The following is a 20,839-nucleotide window of genomic DNA, read 5'->3' as shown; positions in this document are numbered from 1 at the left end:
GGCCAACCCGCCGCCCCGACGGGTGAGACCGCCGTCCCGATATGCACCGCGGGTGCTCCCGGCGCGATCGCGTCCGCCTGTCGGGGGAAACCTGAAAATGGCACGAAAAAACCCCGGAGCAGTCGCTCCGGGGTCTTTCCGGTGATCAGTTCGAGATCAGCTGATCGAGTCGCCGGCGCCGGACTCCTGCGCGCAGGCGTCGGACTGGTCGGTGACCGAGTCGCCGGACTTGGCCTTGGCGTCGCCCAGGATGCCCAGGGCACCGGTGAGGCCGTTGAGGGCCGAGGCGTCCTCGACCGGGACCTGCACGCCCAGGACGTTGACCGGGATGTTGTTGTTGCAGGCCTGGATCGGCACGTTGACGTTGTTGCCGTTCAGGCCGGCGATGAGGCCCTTGGCGTCCTTGTCGATGACGTTCTCGGCACCGTGGTGGTGGCCGCCCTTGTGGCCGTGGTCGTCGCCCTTGTCACCGGCGAAGGCGATCGGGCTCACCGCGAGCAGGGACGCGGTGGTGGCCGCAACCAGGATTCCAGCCTTCTTCAGCACAGTTTTCTCCTGTTGAGTCTCGAGTCGGCGCGAAGCCGGTCTCACGCTTGCCGACACGTTGACAAGTGGGGGAGCCCGTGCCGACTGCGTGACAATCTATAGCTCCGGCCGGTGCCGAACAAATCGCACAACACCATCGGGTTAACCTATTACTTTATGTTCCGATACTCGCTGGATCGGGCATTCACGACGCGGTTCACGACGCGGTCACGCCCGGAAGCGCGATCACCGACGGTGAGCACGTACGGCCGATCGGATGCGTACCCGGCGGCTGCGGCCGTCGTTCGGTGTCGTCGCGCCTACGCTCCGGGGGTGTCACCGGAGGGCCTGCCGCGCGAGATCACCCGGCTCGCGTTGCACCTGGAGCGGCTCCGGCCCGGCGTGCTGGACGGGCCGGGCCCCGATCCGGAGCTCGCCCGGGCGATCGGCGCACAGCCCCGCCCGGCGCCCGCCGACTTCGTCGTCCGGGCGTCGGCGCTGCGCCGGGAGATCGCCGCCGGGGGCCTGCCGGCGTCGTCGGCGGCGCACTGGGACGCACTGCTGGTGGCGCTGCACTGCCACGCGCGGATCCTGGCGGGCGACCGGCCGGGCTACCTGGACGAGGTCCGCGCGCTGTTCGGGGTGAGCCCGCGCCGGACCGACCCGGACCGCTACCGGGAGGCGCATCGCGTGCTCGCCGGGCTGCTGCCCGGCCGCGGCCCGGTCGCCCCGCGGATGCAGGCGTACCGGGACGCCGATCTGGTCCCGCCGGCCCTGCTCGGTGCCGCCGTCACCGCGCTGACCGCCGAGCTGCGCCGTGCGACCGGCGAGCGGCTCGGCCTGCCGCCGGGGGAGCAGGCGGTCGTCGAGCTGGTCCGCGGGCGGCCGTGGACCGCGTTCACCCGGTACCGGGGCGGCCTGCGCAGCCGGGTGTCGATCAGCACCGGCGCCCGGCTCCGGGCCGGATCGCTGCTCCCGCTGCTCGCCCACGAGATCTATCCCGGACACCACACCCAGTACTGCCGGGCGGAGCGGGCCGCGGCCCGGCATCCGGAGCTGGCACTGCGGCTGGTGCACAGCCCGCAGGGGCTGATCGCCGAGGGTGCCGCCGAGGTCGCGGCGACCGTGCTGCCCGGCCCCGGCTGGGGCGCCGTGGCGCAGCGGGTGCTCGCCGGGATCGGGGTGCGGATCGACGGCGGGCTCGCCGAGCGCGTCGAGACCGCGCTGGAGCTGCTCGGCCGGGTCCGCCAGGACGCGGCGCTGCTGCGGCACGTCGACGGCGCCGGCCCGGACGAGGTCGTCGCCCACCTGACGCGCTGGCTGCTGCTGCCCGAGGACCGGGCCCGGCGGGTGCTCGCCTTCCTCGACCACCCGCAGTGGCGCAGCTACCCGGTCACCTACGCCGAGGGCGCGCCGCTGGTGCGCGACTGGCTCGCCCGGGTGCCGGACGGACCGGTGGCCGGCCTGCGCCGGCTGCTGGACAACCCGGTCCTCCCCGCCGATCTCGCCGCGCCGGACCGCCCGGAGATCGGGAACGGTTCCGATCCGGCGGCACCCGCGGGACTCCCGGTACCCCGTCCGTAGCACCCCCGGCTGCTCCGTACGGCGGGCGCCCGGCCGTGTTCACGCAGGTCGGGTGACGCCGGACGGTGTCGATCACACGATGAACGGCAGGTTACAACTCTGCCATCGGGGTTCTTTGTAGCTCACCGACCGAGAGTTGCTATTGACCGCACGAGGGTGACCACTAGTAGCGTCCGTGTTGACGCGCCGTATCCGATGCGGCTCGTCCGGGAGGCCCTGGACGTGGTGTCGAACGCACCCGAGAGGGCCGGCACCCGGCCCTTGCGGGCGTGCCGGCCGGAGGACCGCCATGGTCCGCCGACGCCGTCACGTCCCGCGTCAGGACCGGCCGGCCCGACGCAGAGCAGGTGTGGTGCCGCGCCTGCGAGGGAGCACCCGTGACCGATCGTCGTCCCGCCCTCACCGATCAGGCTCCGATCTCGGAGACCGTCGGGGACACGCCGGCAGGTTCCACCCGCTGCTACGTGCTCGACACGTCCGTCCTGCTGTCCGACCCGTGGTCGTTGCTCCGCTTCGACGAGCACCAGGTCGTCCTGCCGCTGGTCGTGATCTCCGAGCTCGAAGCCAAGCGTCACCACCCCGAACTCGGCTGGTTCGCCCGGACCGCACTCCGTCAGCTCGACGAGATGCGGGTCAGGTACGGCCGCCTGGACGCGCCGATCCCGATCGGCGACAAGGGCGGAACCCTGCACGTCGAGCTCAACCACTCCGATCCCGCCGTGCTGCCGGCCGGGTTCCGCACCGACTCCAACGACTCGCGGATCCTGGCCTGCGCGCTGAACCTGCGGGCCGATCCCACGTCACCGGCCGAGGTGACGCTGGTCACCAAGGACATGCCGTTGCGGGTCAAGGCCGCGGCCGTCGGGCTGGACGCCGACGAGTACCACGGTCAGGACGTCCTGTTCTCCGGCTGGACCGGGATGACCGATCTGGAGGTGGGTGCCGACGACGTCGACGCGCTGTTCCGGGACGGGGTGATCGACCACGACGCCGCCCGCGACCTGCCCTGCAACACCGGGCTGCGGCTGGTCGGCGTGTCCAACGCGCTCGGCCGGGTCACCGCGGACAAGCGGGTGAAGCTGGTCCGCGGCGACCGGGACGCGTTCGGCCTGCACGGACGGTCCGCCGAGCAGCGGATCGCGCTCGATCTGCTGCTCGACAACGAGGTGGGGATCGTCTCGCTCGGTGGCCGGGCCGGCACCGGGAAGTCGGCGCTCGCCCTCTGCGCCGGCCTGGAGGCGGTGCTGGAGCGCCAGGCGCACCGCAAGATCGTGGTGTTCCGGCCGCTCTATGCCGTCGGCGGGCAGGACCTCGGCTACCTGCCGGGCAGCGAGAGCGAGAAGATGCAGCCCTGGGCGCAGGCGGTCTTCGACACGCTCGGTGCGCTGGTCAGCCAGGACGTCATCGACGAGGTCATCGCCCGCGGGATGCTGGAGGTGCTCCCGCTCACCCACATCCGCGGCCGGTCGCTGCACGACACCTTCGTGATCGTCGACGAGGCGCAGTCGCTGGAACGCAACGTGCTGCTCACGGTGCTGTCCCGGCTCGGGTCGGCGTCCCGGGTGGTGCTCACGCACGACGTCGCGCAGCGGGACAACCTGCGCGTCGGCCGGCACGACGGGGTCAACGCGGTCATCGAGAAGCTCAAGGGGCATCCGCTGTTCGCGCACGTGACCCTGACCCGCAGCGAGCGCTCGCCGATCGCCGCGCTGGTCACCGAGATGCTGGAGGGCCCGGCCTCCTGACCGGCGGACCCGCGGCCCCGTGCACCGCCGGTGCGCGGGGCCGCGGCGGCGGCCCTAGAGCCCGTGCGGGGTGCCCTCGGTGAACCCGGCGGTGGTCTGCACCCCCACCACGGAGCGCTCGTGCAGCTCGTCGACGGTGCGGGCACCGGCGTAGGTGCACGCCGAGCGGACGCCGGAGCAGATCTCGTCCAGCACGTCCTCGACGCCGGGGCGCTCCGGGTCCAGCTGCTGGCGGGACGCCGAGATGCCCTCCTCGAACAGCGACTTGCGGGCCCGGTCGAACGCGTTGTCGCCGCGGGTCCGGGCACTGACGGCGCGCTTGGACGCCATCCCGAAGGACTCCTTGTACGCCCGGCCCCGCTCGTCCCACAGCAGGTCACCGGGGGACTCGTAGGTGCCGGCCAGCCAGGAGCCGATCATCACCGAGGCGGCACCCGCGGCCAGCGCCAGCGCGACGTCGCGGGGATGCCGCACGCCACCGTCGGCCCAGATCACCGCGCCGCGCTCGCGGGCGGCCGCGGCGCACTCGGCGACCGCGGAGAACTGCGGCCGCCCGACGCCGGTCATCATCCGGGTGGTGCACATCGCGCCCGGGCCGACCCCGACCTTGACGATGTCCGCGCCGGCCTCCACCAGGTCGGCGACCCCGTCCGCGGTCACCACGTTCCCGGCCGCGATCGGCACCGTGCTCCCGGCGTCGTCGACGACCCGGCGGACCGCGCCGATCGCGTCCAGCATCTTCTCCTGGTGGCCGTGCGCGGTGTCCACGACCAGGACGTCCACCCCGGCGTCGAGCAGCGCCTTCGCCTTCACCCCGACGTCGCCGTTGATCCCGAGCGCGGCCGCGGTGCGCAGCCGGCCCGCGTCGTCGAGGGCGGGGGTGTAGATCCCGGCCCGGATCGCGCCGAGCGGGGTGAGCAGGCCGGCGAGCCTGCCGTCCGGGTCGAGGCCGAGCGCGACCGTCGCCCGGCGCGCGTCGATCCGCTCGAAGACCTCGCGCGGCGCGGTGTCGACCGGGAGCACCAGCGGGTCCGGCGCCAGGACGTCGGCCAGCCGGGTGAACCGGTCGACGCCGGCGCAGCCGGCCTCGTTGACGGTGCCGACCGGGCGGCCGCCGTCGTCGACCACGACGACGGTGTCGTGCGCCCGCTTCGGCAGCAGGTTCAGCGCGTCGGCGACCGCGTCGCCGGTGCGCAGCACGAGCGGGGTGTCCCACACCGGGTGCCGCGACTTCAGCCAGGACACGATGCCGGCCACGGCGTCGGTGGCGACGTCCTGCGGCAGCACGGTCAGCGCGCCGCGGCGGGCCAGCGTCTCGGCCATCCGGCGGCCCGCGACGGCCGTCATGTTGGCCGCCACCACCGGGACGGTGGCGCCGCTGCGGTCGGGGGCGGTGAGGTCGACGTCGAACCGGGAGGCGACCGAGGACCTGCGCGGGACGAGGAAGACGTCGTCGTAGGTGAGGTCGTGTTCCGGCCGGCGGTCGTCGAGGAAGCGCACGGTATCGGGATCCTACGCGCCGTCGGTCCGTCCCGGCGTGTCACGCGGCTGTCATTCGCGGGGAACCGTCGAGCAATGCGTTACCCCTACCGTGGAGTACATGCCGGTGCCGTCGCCGATTCCGCGGGTGCGTGCTTCCGACGCGCGCCGGGTCCGTGACCTGCTGCGGATCGCGATCGCCGGGCGCCCGCGGATCCGCGGCCTGCTGCCCCGCGAGGACGAGCTGATGATCGGCTACGGCGTGCCGCGGTCGTCGGTGCGGGCGGCGCTCGCGCTGCTGTCCGAGGAGGGCCTGCTGCGGCCGGGGCCTGCGGCGCACCGGATCGTGGCGAAGCCGGACTACCCGGGCCGCACCTCGGTCGTCGCGGACCCGGGGGAGCGGCCGCGCCCGCTGGAACGGTCCGGGATCGCCGCACCCGACGTGCTCGCGGCCTGGCTCGGGGTGCCCGCGGGCAGCCCCTGCCTGCGGGTGGAGTGCGTGGCCCGGACCGCGGGCGGCGGGGCGGTCCTGGAGACCCACTACGTGGCCGCGCCCGCAGCGGCCGACCTGCTGACGGTCCCCGACACCGGCCCGTTCGACCGGCTGCTGGCCGAGGCGCACCTGCGGCCGGGGGCGATCCGGGCCCGGTCCGGCCCGGTGCCCGCCGACCCGGACGCGGCGACCCTGCTCGGGGTGCCCGCCGGGACCCCGCTGCTCGGTGTCGAGCGGACGCTCACCGGCCCGGACGGGCGGGTGCTGGCGGCCGGCGTGCTGCGGGCCCGCCCCGGCACCGCGGTGCCGTCCGCCCGCGATCACCCCGAGAGCAGCGCCCGCACCGCGTCCAGCGAGTCGGCCTCGGCGGGGGTCTTGTCCGGGCGGTAGCGCAGCACCCTGGCGAACCGCAGCGCGACCCCGCCCGGGTAGCGGGAGCTGCGCTGCGCCCCGTCCAGCGCGATCTCCACGACCAGCTCGGGCCGCAGGTACAGCACCCCGGGCTCCTCGGCCCGCGCGTACCGCGGGAACGTCCCGGTCTGCCAGGCGAGCAGCTCGTCGGTCATGCCCTTGAAGGTCTTGCCGACCATCACCGGTTCGCCGCCGTCGGGATCGCGGGCCCCGAGGTGGATGTTGGACAGCGATCCGGTACGCCGCCCGTACCCCCATTCCGCGCCGAGCACCACCAGGTCGAGGGTGTGCACCGGCTTCACCTTCTGCCAGGCCTTCCCGCGCCGGCCGGCCGCGTACGGTGCCGCCAGATCCTTCACGACGACGCCCTCGTGCCCGGCCTCGAGCGCCCCGTCCAGCACGGCGGTGGCCTGTTCCGGCGTCGGCCGCCGCACGCCGGGCATCCGCAGCGGGGCCCGGTCCTCCCCGGCGAGCAGCCCGGCGAGCAGGTCGAGCCGGGTCTCCAGCGGCTCGTCGACCAGGTCCCGCCCGTCGAGGTGCAGCAGATCGAAGAAGAACGGGCTGAGCAGCACCGCACCCTCGTCGTCGCCGGAGCCGAACCGGCTCATCGTGTCCTGGAAGGCGCGCGGGCGGCCGTCGTCGTCGAGGGCGAGGGTCTCGCCGTCGAGCACCGCCGCCGAGCAGGGCAGCGCGCGGGTCAGCTCGACCAGCTCCGGCACCGCGGCGGTGATCTCGCGCAGCGTGCGGGTCCACACCCGGACCTCGTCGCTGGCGCGGTGCACCTGGATGCGGGCGCCGTCGAGCTTGTGCTCGACGACGACGCCGGTGCCGAGCGCGGCCAGCGCGGCATCCAGCGAGTCGCCGGGCGAGGCCAGCATCGGGCGGACCGGGCGGCCGACCCGCAGGCCGATCTCCGCGAGCGCACCCTCCCCGCCGCCGAGCGCGGTCGCCGCGGTCTCCGGCAGCCGCCCGGACAGCATGAACGCCCGCCGGACCGCCGCCTGCCCGGCGCCGGAGGCGACGGCCACCGCGTCGACCATCAGCCCCTCCAGCGCGCCCTGCCGCAGCTCCCCGGTGAGCAGCCGGTGCAGGAACCGCTGCTCGTCGGCCGTGGCGGCACCGTAGAGCCGGTCCAGCAGCTCGCGCCTGCGCCGGGCCGAGCCCTGACCCGCGGTGCCGGCCAGCTCGTCGAGCAGCTCGTCGACCTCCTGCACGGTCCACGACGGCGTGCCTGCGGGTGGCACGTCGACCGCGGCGAGGGTGCGCCAGCCGGTGCCGATCCGGCCCTGCCGGGGCGTGCCGGACAGCCAGGCCACCACCGGCAGCACCTCGCCCGGCGCGGCGGCCCGCAGCAGGTCGGCGAGCGCGGCGGTCTTCTCCCGGCGCGCCCGGGTCGCCCCGACCGCGGCCGAGGTGGTGACGACGTCGCTGAGCAGCACCCGGTCAGTGAAGCAGCGACCCCCGACAGTCGCGCGCCGTCGTCACACCGCGGTGCGCGACGGCGGGCCCGCCGGTGGCCGGTCGGCGACCGGGCCGGACCCGTCCGGTGACTGCCCGGCGGCCACGGACGGCGGCCGGGGCGCCGGCGGCCCTGCCGGCCCTGCCGGCACAGTGGGCCCTGCCGGCACGGTCGGCACGGTCGGCACGGTCGGCGCTGCCGGCACAGTCGGCGCTGCCGGCGCAGTGGGCCGGATCGTCCGGCGCCACAGCTCGGCGACGGTGACGACCCCGCGGCACACCCCGTCCGGGGTGACGACGACCAGATCGTCGTAGGCCCGGGACGGTTCCCCGGCCAGGCTCAGCTCCAGCGCCCGGGGCAGCGGGGCCCGCTCGTCCACCGTGCGCGGCGGGTCGGCGAGCGAGCTCGCGGGCTTGTCCGCCCACAGCGCGTGCCCGAACCGGCCGGTCATGGTGAGCAGGAACCGGCTCCGGTCCAGGTAGCCGACCGGCCGGTGGGCGGCGTCGACCAGCACCACCCCGGCCGAGTCCGGGTGCTCGCGCATCGCCTCGCGGGCGGTGTCCGCGGTGACGTCGGCGGTCAGGGTGACCGCGGGACCGGCCAGCCCGCGGACCGGTGGACCGGCCGGTGCGGCCGGGACCGGCGCACCCGGTGTCGACCGCAGCAGGGTCAGCAGCTCGGGCAGCGTCGCCGGATCGGGATCGGGGGTGGCGCGGGCCCCGCCGAGCAGCGGACCCTGGGCGAGCGCGACGCCGCTGGCGTACAGCCCGGCCAGTCGCTCCGGGTCCCGCACACCGGTCGCGGCGACCGGGGTCCCGACCGATCGGGCCACCTCCAGCACGGCGCGCACCGCGGCGCCGGAACCGGCGTCGAGCACGCCGTCGGCGAGATCCGGCTCCAGCTTCACCACGTCCGGCCGGACCGCGGCGACCAGTTCCGGGCCGAACGCGCGACCCGCGCCGTCCAGCCCGATCCGGAACCCCCACCGGCGCAGCTCGGCCAGCGCCGGGACGAGATGCGCGGCCGGTGCCGCCGCGGTGATCGGCGGGCCGACCTCCAGCAGCGGGGCGACCGTGCCGAGCATCGGGCGCAGCCGCTCCCGCGCGTACAGCACGGTGTCCGCGGCGACGTCCACCTGCAGGTTGGTGCCGGGTGCGGCGCGGGCCGAGACGACCGCCGACACCGCGGTGCCCGCGTCCAGCTCGGCGACCTGGCGGGCGCCCCAGCCGCGGTCCGCGGCCTGCACGGCGACCGCGTCGTACGGGCGCCGGGGCACCACCTCGACACCGGCGAACCGGCCCGTACGCAGGTCGTGCACCGGTTCGTACGCGAAACGCTGATCGGTCATCCGGCGGGTCCGTTCGGTCACGATGATCGAGAGGGATCACACGGTGGCACGCGATGGTGGACCGGACGGGGGACAGCAGGTGAACAGCGGATGGACTGACCGGCCGCGTTCGGCCGATCGCGGACCGTTGTGTCGTGCATCCGTGACAGGTCAGGGGCAGATGCCCGATGTGCCCGCCGTTCCGGCGCGCCACGATCCCCGGCCATGACGGACAGCGACAGCTCCCGCCGGCCGGCCACCCGGCCCGGCCGGTCCCCCTCGGTCGTCCTGCTGGCGGTGCTGCTCGCCGCGTCCGCGCTCGCCGGCTGCGACACCGGGCCGCCTCCGCCGCCCCCGGTCCCGCCGCCGACGAGCGCGCCCGCGTCCGGGCACGACCACCACTGAGCGGCCGGTCAGCTCCGCTTCTCGCCGCGGGTCATCGCCAGCACGTCGAGGGCCCGGTCCAGCTGCTCCTCGGTGAGCGCGCCGGACTCCACGTGCCCGCGCTCCACGACGACCTCGCGGATCGTCTTGCGCTCCTTCAGCGCCTGCTTCGCGATGGCCGCCGCCTCCTCGTAGCCGATCACCGAGTTCAGCGGCGTCACGATCGACGGCGACGACTCGGCGTACTCCCGGGTGCGCTCCAGGTCGGCCTGCATGCCGTCGACGACCTTGTCCGCGAGCAGCCGGGCCGCGTTGGCGAGCAGCCGCGCGGACTCCAGCACGTTGCGCGCCATCACCGGCATCATCACGTTCAGCTCCAGGTTGCCCTGGCTGCCGGAGAAGCCGACCGTCGCGTCGTTGCCCATGACCTGCGCGCAGACCATCATCGTCGCCTCGCAGATCACCGGGTTGACCTTGCCCGGCATGATCGAGCTGCCCGGCTGCAGGTCCGGGAGCGCGATCTCGGCGAGCCCGGTGCGCGGGCCGGAGGACAGCCAGCGCAGGTCGTTGGCGATCTTGTAGAGGCTGACGGCGACGGTGCGCAGCGCCCCGGACGCCTCGACCAGCCCGTCCCGCGAGCCCTGCGCCTCGATGTGGTCGGTCGCCTCGGACAGCTGGTCCAGACCGGTCGCCTCGCGCAGCTTCTCGACGACGGCGGCGCCGAACCCGTCCGGCGCGTTCAGCCCGGTCCCGACGGCGGTCCCGCCGATCGGCAGCACGGCCAGCCGGGGCAGCGCGTCGCGGACCCGGTCGGCGCCGTAGCCGGCCTGGCTGGCCCAGCCGCCCGCCTCCTGCCCGAGGGTGATCGGGACGGCGTCCATCAGGTGCGTGCGACCGGCCTTCACGACCTCCGACCAGTCCGACGCGCGCCGCCGCAGCGCCGCCTCCAGGTGCTCCAGGGCCGGGACGACGTCGGTGGCGAGCGCCTCGGTCGCGGCCACGTGGATGGTGGTCGGGAAGACGTCGTTGGACGACTGCGAGGCGTTGACGTGGTCGTTCGGGTGCACCGTGAGGCTGCCGCCGCCGGCCCGCTCGGCCAGCGTCGCGATCACCTCGTTGGCGTTCATGTTCGACGACGTGCCCGAGCCGGTCTGGAACACGTCGACCGGGAAGTGCTCGTCGTGCGCGCCCTGCGCCACCTCGTCGGCGGCGGCGGCGATCGCGGCCGCCCGGTCGGCGTCCAGCACGCCGAGCTCGCCGTTCACCCGGGCCGCAGCCGCCTTGACCAGGCCGAGCGCCCGGATCTGGGCGCGTTCCAGGGGGCGGCCGGAGATCGGGAAGTTCTCGACGGCACGCTGGGTCTGGGCCCGCCACAGCGCGTGTGCCGGGACCCGGACCTCGCCCATGGTGTCGTGCTCGATGCGGTAGTCGGAGCTCATACCGGCAGGTCTACTCCACCCGGACGACCGCCGCTGCCTTAGGTGAGGCTCACCTCAGTGGATCACGGGAGCGGCGGGGCCTCGCCCTCGACGCCGTCGAAGTCGACCGAGGAGAACTCGCGCAGCTTGGTCAGCCGGTGGTAGCCGTCGATCAGCCGGACGGTGCCGGACTTCGACCGCATCACGATCGACTGGGTGGTCGCGCCGCCACCGCGGTAGTGCACGCCGCGCAGCAGCGGGCCGTCGGTGATGCCGGTGGCGCAGAAGAAGACGTTCTCGCCGCGCACCAGCTCGGCGGTGGTGAGCACGGCGCTCAGGTCGTGCCCGGCGGCGACGGCCCGGTCGCGCTCCGCGTCGTCGGTGGGCCAGAGCCTGCCCTGGATCTCGCCGCCCATGCACTTCATCGCGGCCGCGGTGATGATCCCCTCGGGGGTGCCGCCGACGCCGTAGAGCATGTCGACCCCCGAGCTGGGACGGGCGGCGGCGATCGCACCGGCGACGTCGCCGTCGGAGATGAACGAGATCCGGGCGCCCGCCTCCCGGATCTCCCGGACGATCTGCTCGTGCCGCGGGCGGTCCAGCACGCAGACCGTGACGTCGGCGACGTCGACCTGCTTCGCGTGGGCCACCCGGCGGATGTTCTCGGCGACCGGCGCGGTGATGTCGATGACGTCGGCGGCCTCCGGCCCGACCGCGATCTTCTCCATGTAGAACACGGCGGACGGGTCGAACATCGCGTCCCGCTCGGCGACCGCGAGCACCGCGAGCGCGTTCGGCATGCCCTTGCTCATCAGCGTGGTGCCGTCGATCGGGTCGACGGCGACGTCGCAGAACGGGCCCTCGCCGTTGCCGACCTCCTCGCCGTTGAACAGCATCGGGGCCTCGTCCTTCTCGCCCTCCCCGATGACGACCACCCCGCGCATCGACACGCTCGAGATCAGCTGGCGCATCGCGTCGACGGCCGCGCCGTCCCCGCCGTTCTTGTCGCCGCGGCCGACCCAGCGGCCGGCCGCCATCGCTGCGGCCTCGGTGACCCGGACCAGCTCCATCGCCAGGTTGCGGTCGGGCGCCTCACGGCGGCGGGCGGGCTGGCTGGCGGGCTGACTCAACGGACGTCTCCTTCACGGCGGCGTGCTCGGCGGGTCCCCGGTCGGGGGACGCGACCGCCCGATCCTCGCACGTGGGCGGGTCGCGGAGGAGTGATGAGCGACCGACGCCATGCCTGGGAGACGATGGGGGGGTGAGTTCGCGACCGGATCCGAGCACGACCCCGCCGTCCGACGAGTCCTCCGGCGAGCCCTCCGATGGCGTGACCGGCGAGCCCTCCGATGGCGTGACCGGCGAGCCCTCCGGCGGGGTGAGGGCCGGTGGCGGGACGGCCGGGCGCGCGGCCCCCCGGGTCGGGCCGCGGGCGCTGCGCAAGCCGGGGCGGGGCGAGACCTCGGTCCGGGACATGATCGGCGCGCTGCTGATCCTGGTGCCGGTCGGGCTGCTGCTGTTCAGCGTCGGGAACTCGTGCTCGTTCGCCCCCGGCATGCCGGTCGAGGACCCGAACTCCGGGCCGACCGTGAACGTGCAGAGCCGGCTCGCGGAGTACGCCGTCGGCTCGGCGTTCCCGCTGCGGGTGCCGGACGTGCCGTTCCGCGCGAACTCGACCGACCGCGGCCCGGTCGAGGGCGGCGGCACCGCCGTCCGGATCGGCTACGTCACGCCGGACGCCGACTTCCTCAGCCTGGTGCAGACCGACGGGACCGCGGAGGGGATCCTCGCGACCGAGTCGGGTGCGGCGGGGCGGGGGGAGGGCCCGCCGCTGATGCGCGGGACCCTCGACGCCGCCGGGCTGGAATGGGAGGTCTACCAGCGCGACGGCGGTGAGCCGTTCCGGATCGCGACGCTCCCCGGGGACCCCGACGTCCGTCTGCTGGTCACCGGCTCGGGCTCCGACGAGCAGTTCCGCACCCTCGCGGACGCGGTGGTGGAGGCGCCCACGGCCGGCGGAGGTTGAGCGGTCCGGCGGTCCGGCGAGGTCGCGCGGGCCCGCGTTCGCACGGGTTCGTCGCGTTCGCACGGGATCCGATCCCGTGCGGATGAGGTGAACCCGTGCGGATCATGCGAGCCGGTGCGGGGCGAGCCGGTGCGATGGCGTTGCGCGGGCGCCCGCGGGTCAGGGGTGCGGCGTCAGGCGGCGGCGGAGCCGGGACAGGAGGTGTTGCGGCTCCTTGAGGTCCCGCCAGGTCCAGCGCACGACCTCCGGGGCGAGCTCGCGCAGGAGGTCCTCGCGGATCTTCTCCTCCACGACGGCCCGGCCCGGCGTCTGCCCGGGCCGGAGCAACCGGCCGTACGTGCTCTCGCCGTCGAACTCGCCGATCACCGGCGGCGTTCCGTCCCACCAGAAGTCGACGGTCGCCACCCGCTCGCCGTTCCACCCGGTGATCTCGCGCTGCAGCACCGGTTCGGGCAGCCCGGACCGGTGGAACAGCAGCCGGCTGAGCGACTCCCCGGGACTGGCGGAGCGCCCGTCGGCGAACGCGACGACCCGGGCGGCGTTGCGCACCCCGGTGCGTCCGGCGGCGGCGCGGAGCGCCCCGTCGAGGTCCGCCCGGTCCGTGTGCGGGGCGCGCAGCGCCGCGTCGGCGACGACGAGAGCCTGGGCGAACGGCCGCTCGCGGGCGATGTCGATCGCCGTCCGGGCCGGGGTGGTGACAGCGATGCCGCCGACCCGCGTGACGTCGGCGTCGCTCAACGGGCCCACGTGCAGGTGCAGGTCCCGGCCGCGCCGGGCACCGCTGGCCCGGTTCCGGGTGAGGTGGACGAGATCGAGCGGGAGGTTCCAGACGTCCAGCCCGTGCAGGACGGCCGCGGAGACATGGCTGACCACCGCGGGAGCGCCGAGCCGGGCCAGCACGCCGCGCACCGCCAGGATGTGCCGGGCAGCCTCCTGGTCGTCCGGCCCGGAGCGGCTGCGCGACGCCTGCGGTCCGGGCACGTACATCCCCCGGCACACCCGGCTCAGCCGGCCATCCCGCAGCGCCCTCGCGATCCCGGAGTCCGCCAGGCCCGCGGAGTGCAGATCGGTCCGGCGGTACGGGCCCGCTCCGGCTGCGGCGTCGAGGAACATGCCACCAACCATCCCGCGCGGTGGCGGCCCGCGACCCCACGGATCGCAGCCTGTGGACAACCCGGCGACGTTCGCACGGGTTCGGTGCGTTCGCACGGGATCCGATCCCGTGCGAACGCGACGATCCCGTGCGGATCCGGCCGGCGCAGGGGCTCCGGCGGCCGGGGGTCAGGAATCCGAGGACTCGGCCTCGGAGAGCTTGGTCTCGATGCGTTCGCGGGCCCCGGCGAGCTGCTCGTCGCAGCGCCGGGCGAGCGCCTCGCCGCGTTCCCAGAGCGCGACGGACTCGTCGAGGCCGAGCCCGCCGACCTCGAGCGCACGGACGACCTCGACGAGCTCGTCACGGGCCTGTTCGTAGCCGAGGCTGTCGACCGCGGGCCGCTCGCTCATGGGGTGTCCTCCGGATCGGGATCGGATTCGAGGTCGGTCTCCGCGCCGGGCTCTGTGCCGGTCACCGTCGCGGCGACGGCACCGTCCGCCACCCGGATCCGCAGCGCCGCCCCGGCCGGGGCGTCGGCGACCGACCGCAGCAACGGCGGCACCCCGTCACCGGCACCGGGGAGCTGCACGATCGCGTAACCGCGGGCCAGTGTCGCGGACGGCCCGAGCGCGGTGAGCCGTGCACCCAGGTGCCCCAGCTCCGCCGCGGACCGGTCCAACCGGCGCAGCATCGCCCGGTGCGCCGCGGCGCGGGCGTCGGCGATCTCGTCGACACGGGCCGCGACCAGCCGGAGCGGATCGGCGAGCGCGGGCCGGGAGCGCAGGTCGGCGAGCCGGCGCTGCTCCCGGTCCACCCAGCCGTGCAGCGCCCGGCGGGCCCGGTCGCGCAGACCGGAGATCCGGGCGGTCTCCTCGGCGAGATCGGGCACCAGGCTGCGGCCCGCCTCGGTGGGCGTCGAGCACCGGACGTCGGCGACGTGATCGACCAGCGGGGTGTCCGGCTCGTGGCCGATCGCCGACACCACCGGCGTGCGGCAGGCGGCGACCGCCCGGCACAGCGTCTCGTCGGAGAACGGCAGGAGGTCCTCGACGCTGCCGCCGCCGCGGGCGAGCACGATCACCTGCACGTCCGGGTCGCGATCGAGAACCTGCAGCGCACCGACGATCTGCTCGACGGCCAGCCCGCCCTGCACGGCCACGTTCTCGATCCGGAACCGCACGGCGGGCCAGCGCAGCGTCGCGTTCGTCACGACGTCGTGCTCGGCGGCCGAGTCCCGCCCGGTCACCAGGCCGATGGTGCGCGGCAGCAGCGGCGGCCGGCGTTTGAGCGCCGGATCGAACAGCCCCTCGGCGGCGAGCAGCCGGCGCAGGCGCTCGATCCGGGCGAGCAGCTCGCCGAGCCCGACCGCGCGGATCCGGTCGACGCGCAGGCTCAACGTGCCGCGCCCCAGGTAGAACGACGGCTTGCCGTGCACGATCACCCGGCTGCCCTCGGCGACCGCGCCGCCGGACTCGCGGACCAGCGCGGCCGGCGCGATGAGCTGCAGCGACACGTCCGCCGCCGGGTCACGCAGGGTCAGGAACGCCGTGGAGGACCGGGCGTTCACCTGCGCGAGCTGACCCTCCACCCAGACCGCACCGAGACGGTCCACCCACTCGGCGATCTTGCGGGCGACCGTCCGGACCGGCCACGGGTTCTCCTCCGAGGCCGGGGCGCTCACTTCTCCTGGGACAGCGTCGCGATCCGGTTCGTCAGCATCGTGACGTAGGCCGGGCGGTTCTCGTGCGCCGTCTCCCAGGCGAGCAGGTCCGACAGGTCGTCGACGCTGAGTGTGCGGAGCTTCCCGCGCAGCTGCGGCACGGTCATCGTCGGGTACTCGGGGACGGCGTACGGCGCACCGGTGGTCGCCTCCGCGCGGTTCGACGTGCCGGCGGGCCGCTCGGGCCGCGAGATCGGGATCCCGGAGCGGGCCGGGCGCAGCGACGACACCGTGCCGTTGCGCGGGTCGGTGACCGGCTGCGGCTCGGGCAGGCTCAGGTCCGGGATGTCGTCGTCGAACGTGGCCCAGCTGGGCACCTCGTCGGCCGGCCGCAGCGCGCCCAGCGCGCGGTCGCCCTTGATCGCGAGCTCGGTGACCTTCTGCTGCAGGCGCATCGACACCTGCAGTGCCTGGCTGACCGCGGTCACCGGCAGCTCGACGGCGTGCCGGGGCAGCTCACGGGCCTGCTCGACGGCGGTGACGACGAGGCCCGCGGCGATCCGCACGGGGAACGGCAACGGCGACATGCGAGCCATTGTCCCCTGATCGGCGCGCCGGTGTCGCGCGGGGACGGTCGAGCGTGTCACGTGACGCTGCCCGGGCCGGAGGTGATCCGTACGCTGGAGCCCATGTCCGGTACTGCCAAGCAGGTCCTGCTCGCCAAGCCCCGCGGCTACTGCGCAGGCGTCGACCGCGCCGTCGAGGCGGTGGAGCAGGCGCTCGACAAGTACGGCGCCCCGGTGTACGTCCGCAAGGAGATCGTGCACAACAAGCACGTCGTCGAGACCCTGCGCGACCGCGGCGCGATCTTCGTGGAGGAGGCGTCCGAGGTCCCGGAGGGCGCGCACGTCGTGTTCTCCGCGCACGGTGTCTCGCCCGCGGTGCGGGAGGAGGCGAAGGGCAGGCAGCTGCGGACGATCGACGCGACCTGCCCGCTGGTGACCAAGGTGCACCAGGAGGCGAAGCGGTTCGCCCGCGAGGACTACGACATCCTGCTGGTCGGCCACGCCGGGCACGAGGAGGTCGAGGGGACCTCCGGCGAGGCGCCCGAGCACATCCAGCTCGTCGAGTCGGCCGCCGACGTGGACAAGGTCACCGTCCGCGACCCGGACAAGGTCGTGTGGCTGTCCCAGACGACGCTCAGTGTCGACGAGACGATGGAGACCGTCCGCGCCCTGCGGGAGCGGTTCCCGAAGCTGCAGAACCCGCCGTCGGACGACATCTGCTACGCCACCCAGAACCGCCAGGTCGCGGTGAAGACGATGGCCCCGCGCTGTGACCTGGTGCTGGTCGTCGGGTCGCGGAACTCGTCGAACTCGGTCCGGCTGGTGGAGGTCGCGCTCGGCGCCGGCGCCGGCGCGTCGTACCTGATCGACTACGCCAAGGAGATCGACGAGAGCTGGCTGGAGGGCGTCAGCACGGTCGGCGTCACCAGTGGTGCGTCGGTGCCCGAGGTGCTGGTGCGCGGCGTCGTCGAGCACCTCGCGGAGCGCGGCTTCGGCTCGGTCGAGGAGGTCGACACCGCCGAGGAGACGCTGGTGTTCTCGCTGCCGCGGGAGCTGCGCCCGGCGCGTGCCGCGGCCCGCTGACCCCGGTACGACGAACGCCCCGGACCTGGTCGGTCCGGGGCGTTTCTCGTCCGTGCGGTGGATCAGGCGCGGGCGGCGTGCACCGCCTGGGCGGACACCACCTGGACCTGGTCGCCGATCTCCAGGTTGTTGTACCAGGTGATGGCGTTCTCCCGGCTGAGCCGGACGCAGCCGGCCGACGGGGTGTCGGTGCGGCCCTCGTGGAACGCGATGCCGCCGTCCTGGAAGAACACCGACCAGGGCATCGGGGCGGGCTCGCCGTTGGACATCGTGTACTCGCCGCTCTTGTGCAGCTCTTCCTTGCGGTAGACGCGCAGCGAGTGGCCCACCGGCGTCTCCTTGCCCGGGCCGCCGATCGCGACCGGCACCGGGCCGTGCGTGATCTTGCCGTTCTCGAACAGCCAGGACTGCTTCGTGTCGAGGTCGACGCAGGCGCTGGCGGTGATGGTGCACGGGGTGCCCGGCACCAGCGGCTGCTCGCGGAACGCCTGCGCGGCCGGGGTGGCGGCCAGCGCCGTACCGACACCGATCAGCGCGAGTGCCGCTGTGACGAGGGCGACGACGATCGCGGGCCGGGGGGAGCGGGTGCTCCGGGTGGTGGACATCGTTCTCCAGGTCGTCCGGCTGACGTGCAGGGCGCGGCGGGGTCACACCGGCTCCTGGTTGTGTGACGCCCGGGTGGGGCGTCGGGTTGCCTCGATCTTCCGGCCCGTCGTGCCGGATCCGGCCACCGGGGTCCGGTCGTGGTGCTCACCTGTGACAACGCGCGAGAGACGGTCCGGATTCGGGTCGTCACTCAGCGGGATCGTCGGCGTGTCGCCTCCGAGGCGCCACCGCGTGTCGCCGACGACGGCCGGGACGATCCGCGCCCGCCGATCCGCGAGCCGCCGGTGCCGGAGATCCCGCCGGAGGCACCGCGGGCGGAGGCGCCGGTCCCCGAGCCGCGGGGAGTGCTGCCGGACGTGCCGGTGCCGCGGGAACCGGACCCGGTGCCGCCGGTCGATCCGCTGCGGGGAGAGCCGCCGGTGGATCCGGCGCCGCGGGCGGTGCCGCTGCCGGCTCCGCGGGCGGTGCTGCTGCTGCCCGCGCCGCGGGTGCTGCTGCCGCGGGTGGTGCCGCCGGTGCCTGCTCCACGGCCGGTGCTGCCGGTACTGCCGGTGCCGCCGGTGCTGCGGGGGGCGCCGGCCGGTCGCGCGCCGCGCGCGGAGCCGGTCGCCGCGGCCTCACGGGCGAGGGCGCCCGCGGAACCGTCGGCGGTGCGCCTGCCGCGCCGGTCGGTGTCCGGCCGGGAGGTGCGGGACCCGGCGCGGTCCTGCCGCCGCTCGGAGCGGCTGCGCCGCGGACCGTCCGGATCGTGGCCGCCCGGGTCCCGGCCGAGCCGGGCCCGCAGCCGCCCGACCGAGTCGTCGGGGCCGAGCCGCTGGCGGACCAGCCGGAACGCGGCGAGCGCGAGCACCGCCAGGGTGGTCACCGCCATCGCCGGGAACGCGTTGATCAGCGGGGCGCCCGCCATCAGCACGCTCTGTGCGGTGCCGCCGCCGCTCGGTGCCCCGATCAGGATCGCGACCACGGGGACGACCACGGCCAGCAGCAACGGCGGCTGCACCGCGGGCAGGAAGATGCCGCGCCTGCGCACCCAGCAGACCGCGAGGACGCAGCCGAGCAGGTACGCGATCTCGAACACCCGGCCGACCGTGCCGATCCGCAGGAAGTCGACGAGGACGCCGAGTGCGGTCGCGGCCACGGCGAGGCCGATCGCGGCCACCGGCGGGATCCCGAGCACCGGCCGGAGCAGCGAACGCTCCCGGACCGGCCAGCCGCCCCGGCCGGGCGCCGCGGGCCGGGGGGTGGTGGACCCGCCGGGCCGGCGGGCCGAGCTCGACCGGGTCGTGTTCACCCGGTCAGCCTAACTCGCCGCGCGCGGCCTGCCGGTGCCCCTCGTCCGCCGCGCCGTCCCCGGCGCCGAACGCGTCGCCCCGCGCGCCGTCCGCCCGCGACGACCGGCGATCGGGCCGGTCGGCGAGCTCGGCGGCCCGGCCGAGATCCTCCAGCGACACCAGCGCCTCGCCCGCGGAGGCCACCAGCTCCGGCGCCGACACCGCGCGCGGGGTGCGGTCGACGGTCCCGGGCTCGTCGAGCTCGGTGTCGCTCACCTGGAGCTCGGTGAACTTGCGGGCGCTCACCAGCACCCGGGCCTCCAGCGAGGAGACCGTGCGGTTGTAGCTCTCGACGACCGAGTCGAGGCTGCGGCCGAGCCGGGCGACGTGCGTGCCCATCGTGGCGAGCCGGCCGTGCAGCTCCCGGCCGAGCCGGTGCACCTGGGCGGCGTTGCGGGCGAGCGCCTCCTGCCGCCACCCGTAGGCGACCGTGCGCAGCAGGGCGACCAGCGTGGTCGGCGTCGCCAGCACGACGTTGCGCCCGAACGCGTGCTCCAGGAGCCCGGGGTCCGAGCGCAGCGCGGCCTCCAGGAACGGGTCGCCCGGCACGAACAGCACCACGAACTCCGGCGTCGGCTCGAACGCCTCCCAGTACGCCTTGCCGGCCAGCTGGTCGACGTGCGCCCGGAGCTGGCGGGCGTGTGCGGCCAGCTTCTGCGCGTGCACCTGCGGGTCACCCGTCTCCACGGCCTCCAGGTACGCGGCGAACGGCACCTTCGCGTCGACCACGACCTGCTTGCCGCCGGCCAGCCGGACGATCATGTCCGGCCGGACGCCGCCGTCCTCCCCGTCGGCGCTGACCTGGGTGGAGAAGTCGCAGTGCTCGACCATCCCGGCCATCTCGGCGACCCGCTGCAGCTGCATCTCGCCCCAGCGGCCACGCACCTGCGGCGCGCGCAGCGCGTTGACGAGCGCCTTCGTCTCGGTGCCGAGCTTCTCCGAGCTCGCCGCCATCGCCCGGACCTGCTCGCGCAGCCCCGCGTAGGCGGACTCGCGCTCCTTCTCCACCGACCGCAGCTGCCCCTCGACCCGGCAGAGCGCCGCCGAGACCGGATCGAGCAGCTGCTCCACGGCCTTGGCCCGCGCCGTCTCCTCGCCCTGTGCCCTGGCCGACAGCTCGGCCGTGGCCTCCTTGATCCGGCGCTCGGCGAGGGTGACGAAGGCCTCGTTGTTCCGGGCCAGCGCATCCTGCGAGAGGGCGGCGAACGAGTCCTTCAACCCGGCCTCGGCCTGCACACGGGCCTCGCGCTCCGCGTGCAGCGCCGCGGTCGCGCCGGCGGCCTCGGACTCGGCCCGCCGGGCCCGCACGGTCGCCTCGTCGAGCGACTCGTGCAGCTCCTCGATGCGCTCCAGCAATCCGGTCCGCTCGGCACGGAGGCCCGCCGCATCCGCCCGGGTGGTCGCGGCCGTGTTCGCCGCGGCGCGGGCCGCCTCGGCGGCCTCGGCCCGGAACCGGGCGGCCGCCAGCAGCCAGGTGACGGCGCAGGCGATCGCGGCGCCGAACAGCGACCCGGCGAGAAGGCTGGTGACATCCACGTCCCGCAGCGTGCACCCGACCCCTGACAGTTCCGGCGAACCGGCACGTCGCGGGCGTGTCCGCGGGCCGATGTTTGCCGATCGGCGCAACGGGGGACGGCCGGACGGCCCAG

The 20,839-nt window shown here is 75.0% G+C and carries 19 protein-coding genes; 6 read left to right on the top strand and 13 right to left on the bottom strand.

Features of this window, described 5'->3' with window-relative positions; translation table 11 throughout:
* Window positions 1-156: 156 nt before the first annotated feature.
* Complete coding sequence (locus ABD160_RS24730; RefSeq protein ID WP_344026552.1) at window positions 157-546, bottom strand: hypothetical protein; 390 nt, start codon at window positions 544-546, stop codon at window positions 157-159.
* Between the two features lie 312 nt (window positions 547-858).
* Here ABD160_RS24730 and ABD160_RS24725 point away from each other — a divergent pair, with 312 nt between their 5' ends.
* Together ABD160_RS24725 and phoH2 are read left to right on the top strand one after the other, a co-directional pair.
* Window positions 859-2,109, top strand: coding sequence for a DUF885 domain-containing protein (locus ABD160_RS24725; protein WP_344026550.1), 1,251 nt, complete (start codon window positions 859-861; stop codon window positions 2,107-2,109).
* 416 nt (window positions 2,110-2,525) lie between these two features.
* Window positions 2,526-3,854, top strand: a complete 1,329-nt coding sequence (phoH2, locus tag ABD160_RS24720) for an RNA 5'-3' helicase PhoH2 (protein ID WP_344026831.1) — start codon at window positions 2,526-2,528, stop codon at window positions 3,852-3,854.
* Window positions 3,855-3,908: 54 nt separating this feature from the next.
* Here the strand turns inward: phoH2 and ABD160_RS24715 are convergent, their stop codons facing one another.
* Entirely contained in the window at window positions 3,909-5,354 is a 1,446-nt protein-coding gene (locus tag ABD160_RS24715) for a GuaB1 family IMP dehydrogenase-related protein (RefSeq protein ID WP_344026548.1), read from the bottom strand.
* Between the two features lie 100 nt (window positions 5,355-5,454).
* On the opposite strand from ABD160_RS24715, the gene ABD160_RS24710 reads away from it, so the two are divergent.
* A complete protein-coding gene (locus tag ABD160_RS24710; protein WP_344026546.1) occupies window positions 5,455-6,216 on the top strand; it encodes a GntR family transcriptional regulator in 762 nt (253 codons plus the stop codon).
* On the opposite strand, the gene ABD160_RS24705 is transcribed toward ABD160_RS24710, so the two are convergent.
* Both ABD160_RS24705 and ABD160_RS24700 read right to left on the bottom strand, forming a co-directional pair.
* Window positions 6,147-7,676, bottom strand: a complete 1,530-nt coding sequence (locus tag ABD160_RS24705) for an ATP-dependent DNA ligase (RefSeq protein WP_344026544.1) — start codon at window positions 7,674-7,676, stop codon at window positions 6,147-6,149. The genes ABD160_RS24710 and ABD160_RS24705 overlap by 70 nt on opposite strands.
* A 42-nt stretch (window positions 7,677-7,718) precedes the next feature.
* Window positions 7,719-9,044, bottom strand: coding sequence for an EAL domain-containing protein (locus ABD160_RS24700; protein WP_344026542.1), 1,326 nt, complete (start codon window positions 9,042-9,044; stop codon window positions 7,719-7,721).
* A gap of 204 nt (window positions 9,045-9,248) precedes the next feature.
* Between ABD160_RS24700 and ABD160_RS24695 the strand changes: the two genes are divergently transcribed.
* On the top strand, window positions 9,249-9,428 hold the full coding sequence (locus ABD160_RS24695; RefSeq protein WP_344026540.1) for a hypothetical protein: 180 nt from the start codon (window positions 9,249-9,251) through the stop codon (window positions 9,426-9,428).
* A gap of 8 nt (window positions 9,429-9,436) precedes the next feature.
* On the opposite strand, the gene ABD160_RS24690 is transcribed toward ABD160_RS24695, so the two are convergent.
* Complete coding sequence (locus ABD160_RS24690; protein ID WP_344026538.1) at window positions 9,437-10,846, bottom strand: class II fumarate hydratase; 1,410 nt, start codon at window positions 10,844-10,846, stop codon at window positions 9,437-9,439.
* A gap of 62 nt (window positions 10,847-10,908) precedes the next feature.
* Window positions 10,909-11,895, bottom strand: a complete 987-nt coding sequence (glpX, locus tag ABD160_RS24685; protein ID WP_344026829.1) for a class II fructose-bisphosphatase — start codon at window positions 11,893-11,895, stop codon at window positions 10,909-10,911.
* 191 nt (window positions 11,896-12,086) lie between these two features.
* On the opposite strand from glpX, the gene ABD160_RS24680 reads away from it, so the two are divergent.
* Complete coding sequence (locus ABD160_RS24680; RefSeq protein WP_344026536.1) at window positions 12,087-12,851, top strand: DUF4245 domain-containing protein; 765 nt, start codon at window positions 12,087-12,089, stop codon at window positions 12,849-12,851.
* Window positions 12,852-13,010: 159 nt separating this feature from the next.
* Here ABD160_RS24680 and ABD160_RS24675 read toward each other — a convergent pair whose 3' ends face one another.
* From ABD160_RS24675 to ABD160_RS24660, 4 genes are all read right to left on the bottom strand, one after another.
* The gene (locus ABD160_RS24675) at window positions 13,011-13,964 is read right to left on the bottom strand and encodes a type IV toxin-antitoxin system AbiEi family antitoxin domain-containing protein (RefSeq protein ID WP_344026534.1); all 954 of its coding nucleotides are present in this window, start codon (window positions 13,962-13,964) and stop codon (window positions 13,011-13,013) included.
* Between the two features lie 168 nt (window positions 13,965-14,132).
* Window positions 14,133-14,354: an exodeoxyribonuclease VII small subunit gene (locus ABD160_RS24670; RefSeq protein ID WP_344026532.1), complete on the bottom strand. Its 222-nt coding sequence runs from the start codon at window positions 14,352-14,354 to the stop codon at window positions 14,133-14,135.
* Window positions 14,351-15,625 carry an exodeoxyribonuclease VII large subunit gene (gene xseA, locus ABD160_RS24665; protein ID WP_344026530.1) on the bottom strand — a complete coding sequence of 425 codons (1,275 nt, stop codon included), beginning with the start codon at window positions 15,623-15,625 and terminating at the stop codon, window positions 14,351-14,353. The genes ABD160_RS24670 and xseA overlap by 4 nt, the downstream gene beginning before the upstream one ends.
* Window positions 15,622-16,191, bottom strand: a complete 570-nt coding sequence (locus ABD160_RS24660; RefSeq protein WP_344026528.1) for a lipid droplet-associated protein — start codon at window positions 16,189-16,191, stop codon at window positions 15,622-15,624. Before ABD160_RS24660 ends, xseA begins: the two co-directional genes overlap by 4 nt.
* A 102-nt stretch (window positions 16,192-16,293) precedes the next feature.
* Here ABD160_RS24660 and ABD160_RS24655 point away from each other — a divergent pair, with 102 nt between their 5' ends.
* Entirely contained in the window at window positions 16,294-17,253 is a 960-nt protein-coding gene (locus ABD160_RS24655; protein ID WP_344026526.1) for a 4-hydroxy-3-methylbut-2-enyl diphosphate reductase, read from the top strand.
* Between the two features lie 62 nt (window positions 17,254-17,315).
* Here the strand turns inward: ABD160_RS24655 and ABD160_RS24650 are convergent, their stop codons facing one another.
* The 3 genes from ABD160_RS24650 to ABD160_RS24640 all read right to left on the bottom strand — a co-directional run bounded on the left by ABD160_RS24650 (window position 17,316) and on the right by ABD160_RS24640 (window position 20,726).
* The gene (locus ABD160_RS24650) at window positions 17,316-17,858 is read right to left on the bottom strand and encodes a L,D-transpeptidase (protein ID WP_344026524.1); all 543 of its coding nucleotides are present in this window, start codon (window positions 17,856-17,858) and stop codon (window positions 17,316-17,318) included.
* A gap of 191 nt (window positions 17,859-18,049) precedes the next feature.
* Window positions 18,050-19,150, bottom strand: coding sequence for a DUF6542 domain-containing protein (locus ABD160_RS24645; protein WP_344026522.1), 1,101 nt, complete (start codon window positions 19,148-19,150; stop codon window positions 18,050-18,052).
* 4 nt (window positions 19,151-19,154) lie between these two features.
* Complete coding sequence (locus ABD160_RS24640) at window positions 19,155-20,726, bottom strand: DNA recombination protein RmuC (RefSeq protein ID WP_344026520.1); 1,572 nt, start codon at window positions 20,724-20,726, stop codon at window positions 19,155-19,157.
* Window positions 20,727-20,839: the final 113 nt, after the last annotated feature.

Origin of the sequence: Pseudonocardia kongjuensis (genome assembly GCF_039526905.1) — a bacterium.
Classification (GTDB): domain Bacteria; phylum Actinomycetota; class Actinomycetes; order Mycobacteriales; family Pseudonocardiaceae; genus Pseudonocardia; species Pseudonocardia kongjuensis.
The sequence above is the reverse complement of the archived record's forward strand: the minus strand, read 5'-3'. Positions and strand labels throughout refer to the sequence as shown.

Coding starts and splice junctions, on each gene's coding strand:
- ABD160_RS24710 (WP_344026546.1), top strand. CDS start 5,455: ATGCCGGTGCCGTCGCCGATTCCGCGGGTGCGTGCTTCCGACGCGCGC.
- ABD160_RS24700 (WP_344026542.1), bottom strand. CDS start 9,044: ATGACCGATCAGCGTTTCGCGTACGAACCGGTGCACGACCTGCGTACG.
- ABD160_RS24695 (WP_344026540.1), top strand. CDS start 9,249: ATGACGGACAGCGACAGCTCCCGCCGGCCGGCCACCCGGCCCGGCCGG.
- ABD160_RS24690 (WP_344026538.1), bottom strand. CDS start 10,846: ATGAGCTCCGACTACCGCATCGAGCACGACACCATGGGCGAGGTCCGG.
- glpX (WP_344026829.1), bottom strand. CDS start 11,895: ATGGAGCTGGTCCGGGTCACCGAGGCCGCAGCGATGGCGGCCGGCCGC.
- ABD160_RS24675 (WP_344026534.1), bottom strand. CDS start 13,964: ATGTTCCTCGACGCCGCAGCCGGAGCGGGCCCGTACCGCCGGACCGAT.
- ABD160_RS24670 (WP_344026532.1), bottom strand. CDS start 14,354: ATGAGCGAGCGGCCCGCGGTCGACAGCCTCGGCTACGAACAGGCCCGT.
- ABD160_RS24660 (WP_344026528.1), bottom strand. CDS start 16,191: ATGTCGCCGTTGCCGTTCCCCGTGCGGATCGCCGCGGGCCTCGTCGTC.
- ABD160_RS24655 (WP_344026526.1), top strand. CDS start 16,294: ATGTCCGGTACTGCCAAGCAGGTCCTGCTCGCCAAGCCCCGCGGCTAC.
- ABD160_RS24650 (WP_344026524.1), bottom strand. CDS start 17,858: ATGTCCACCACCCGGAGCACCCGCTCCCCCCGGCCCGCGATCGTCGTC.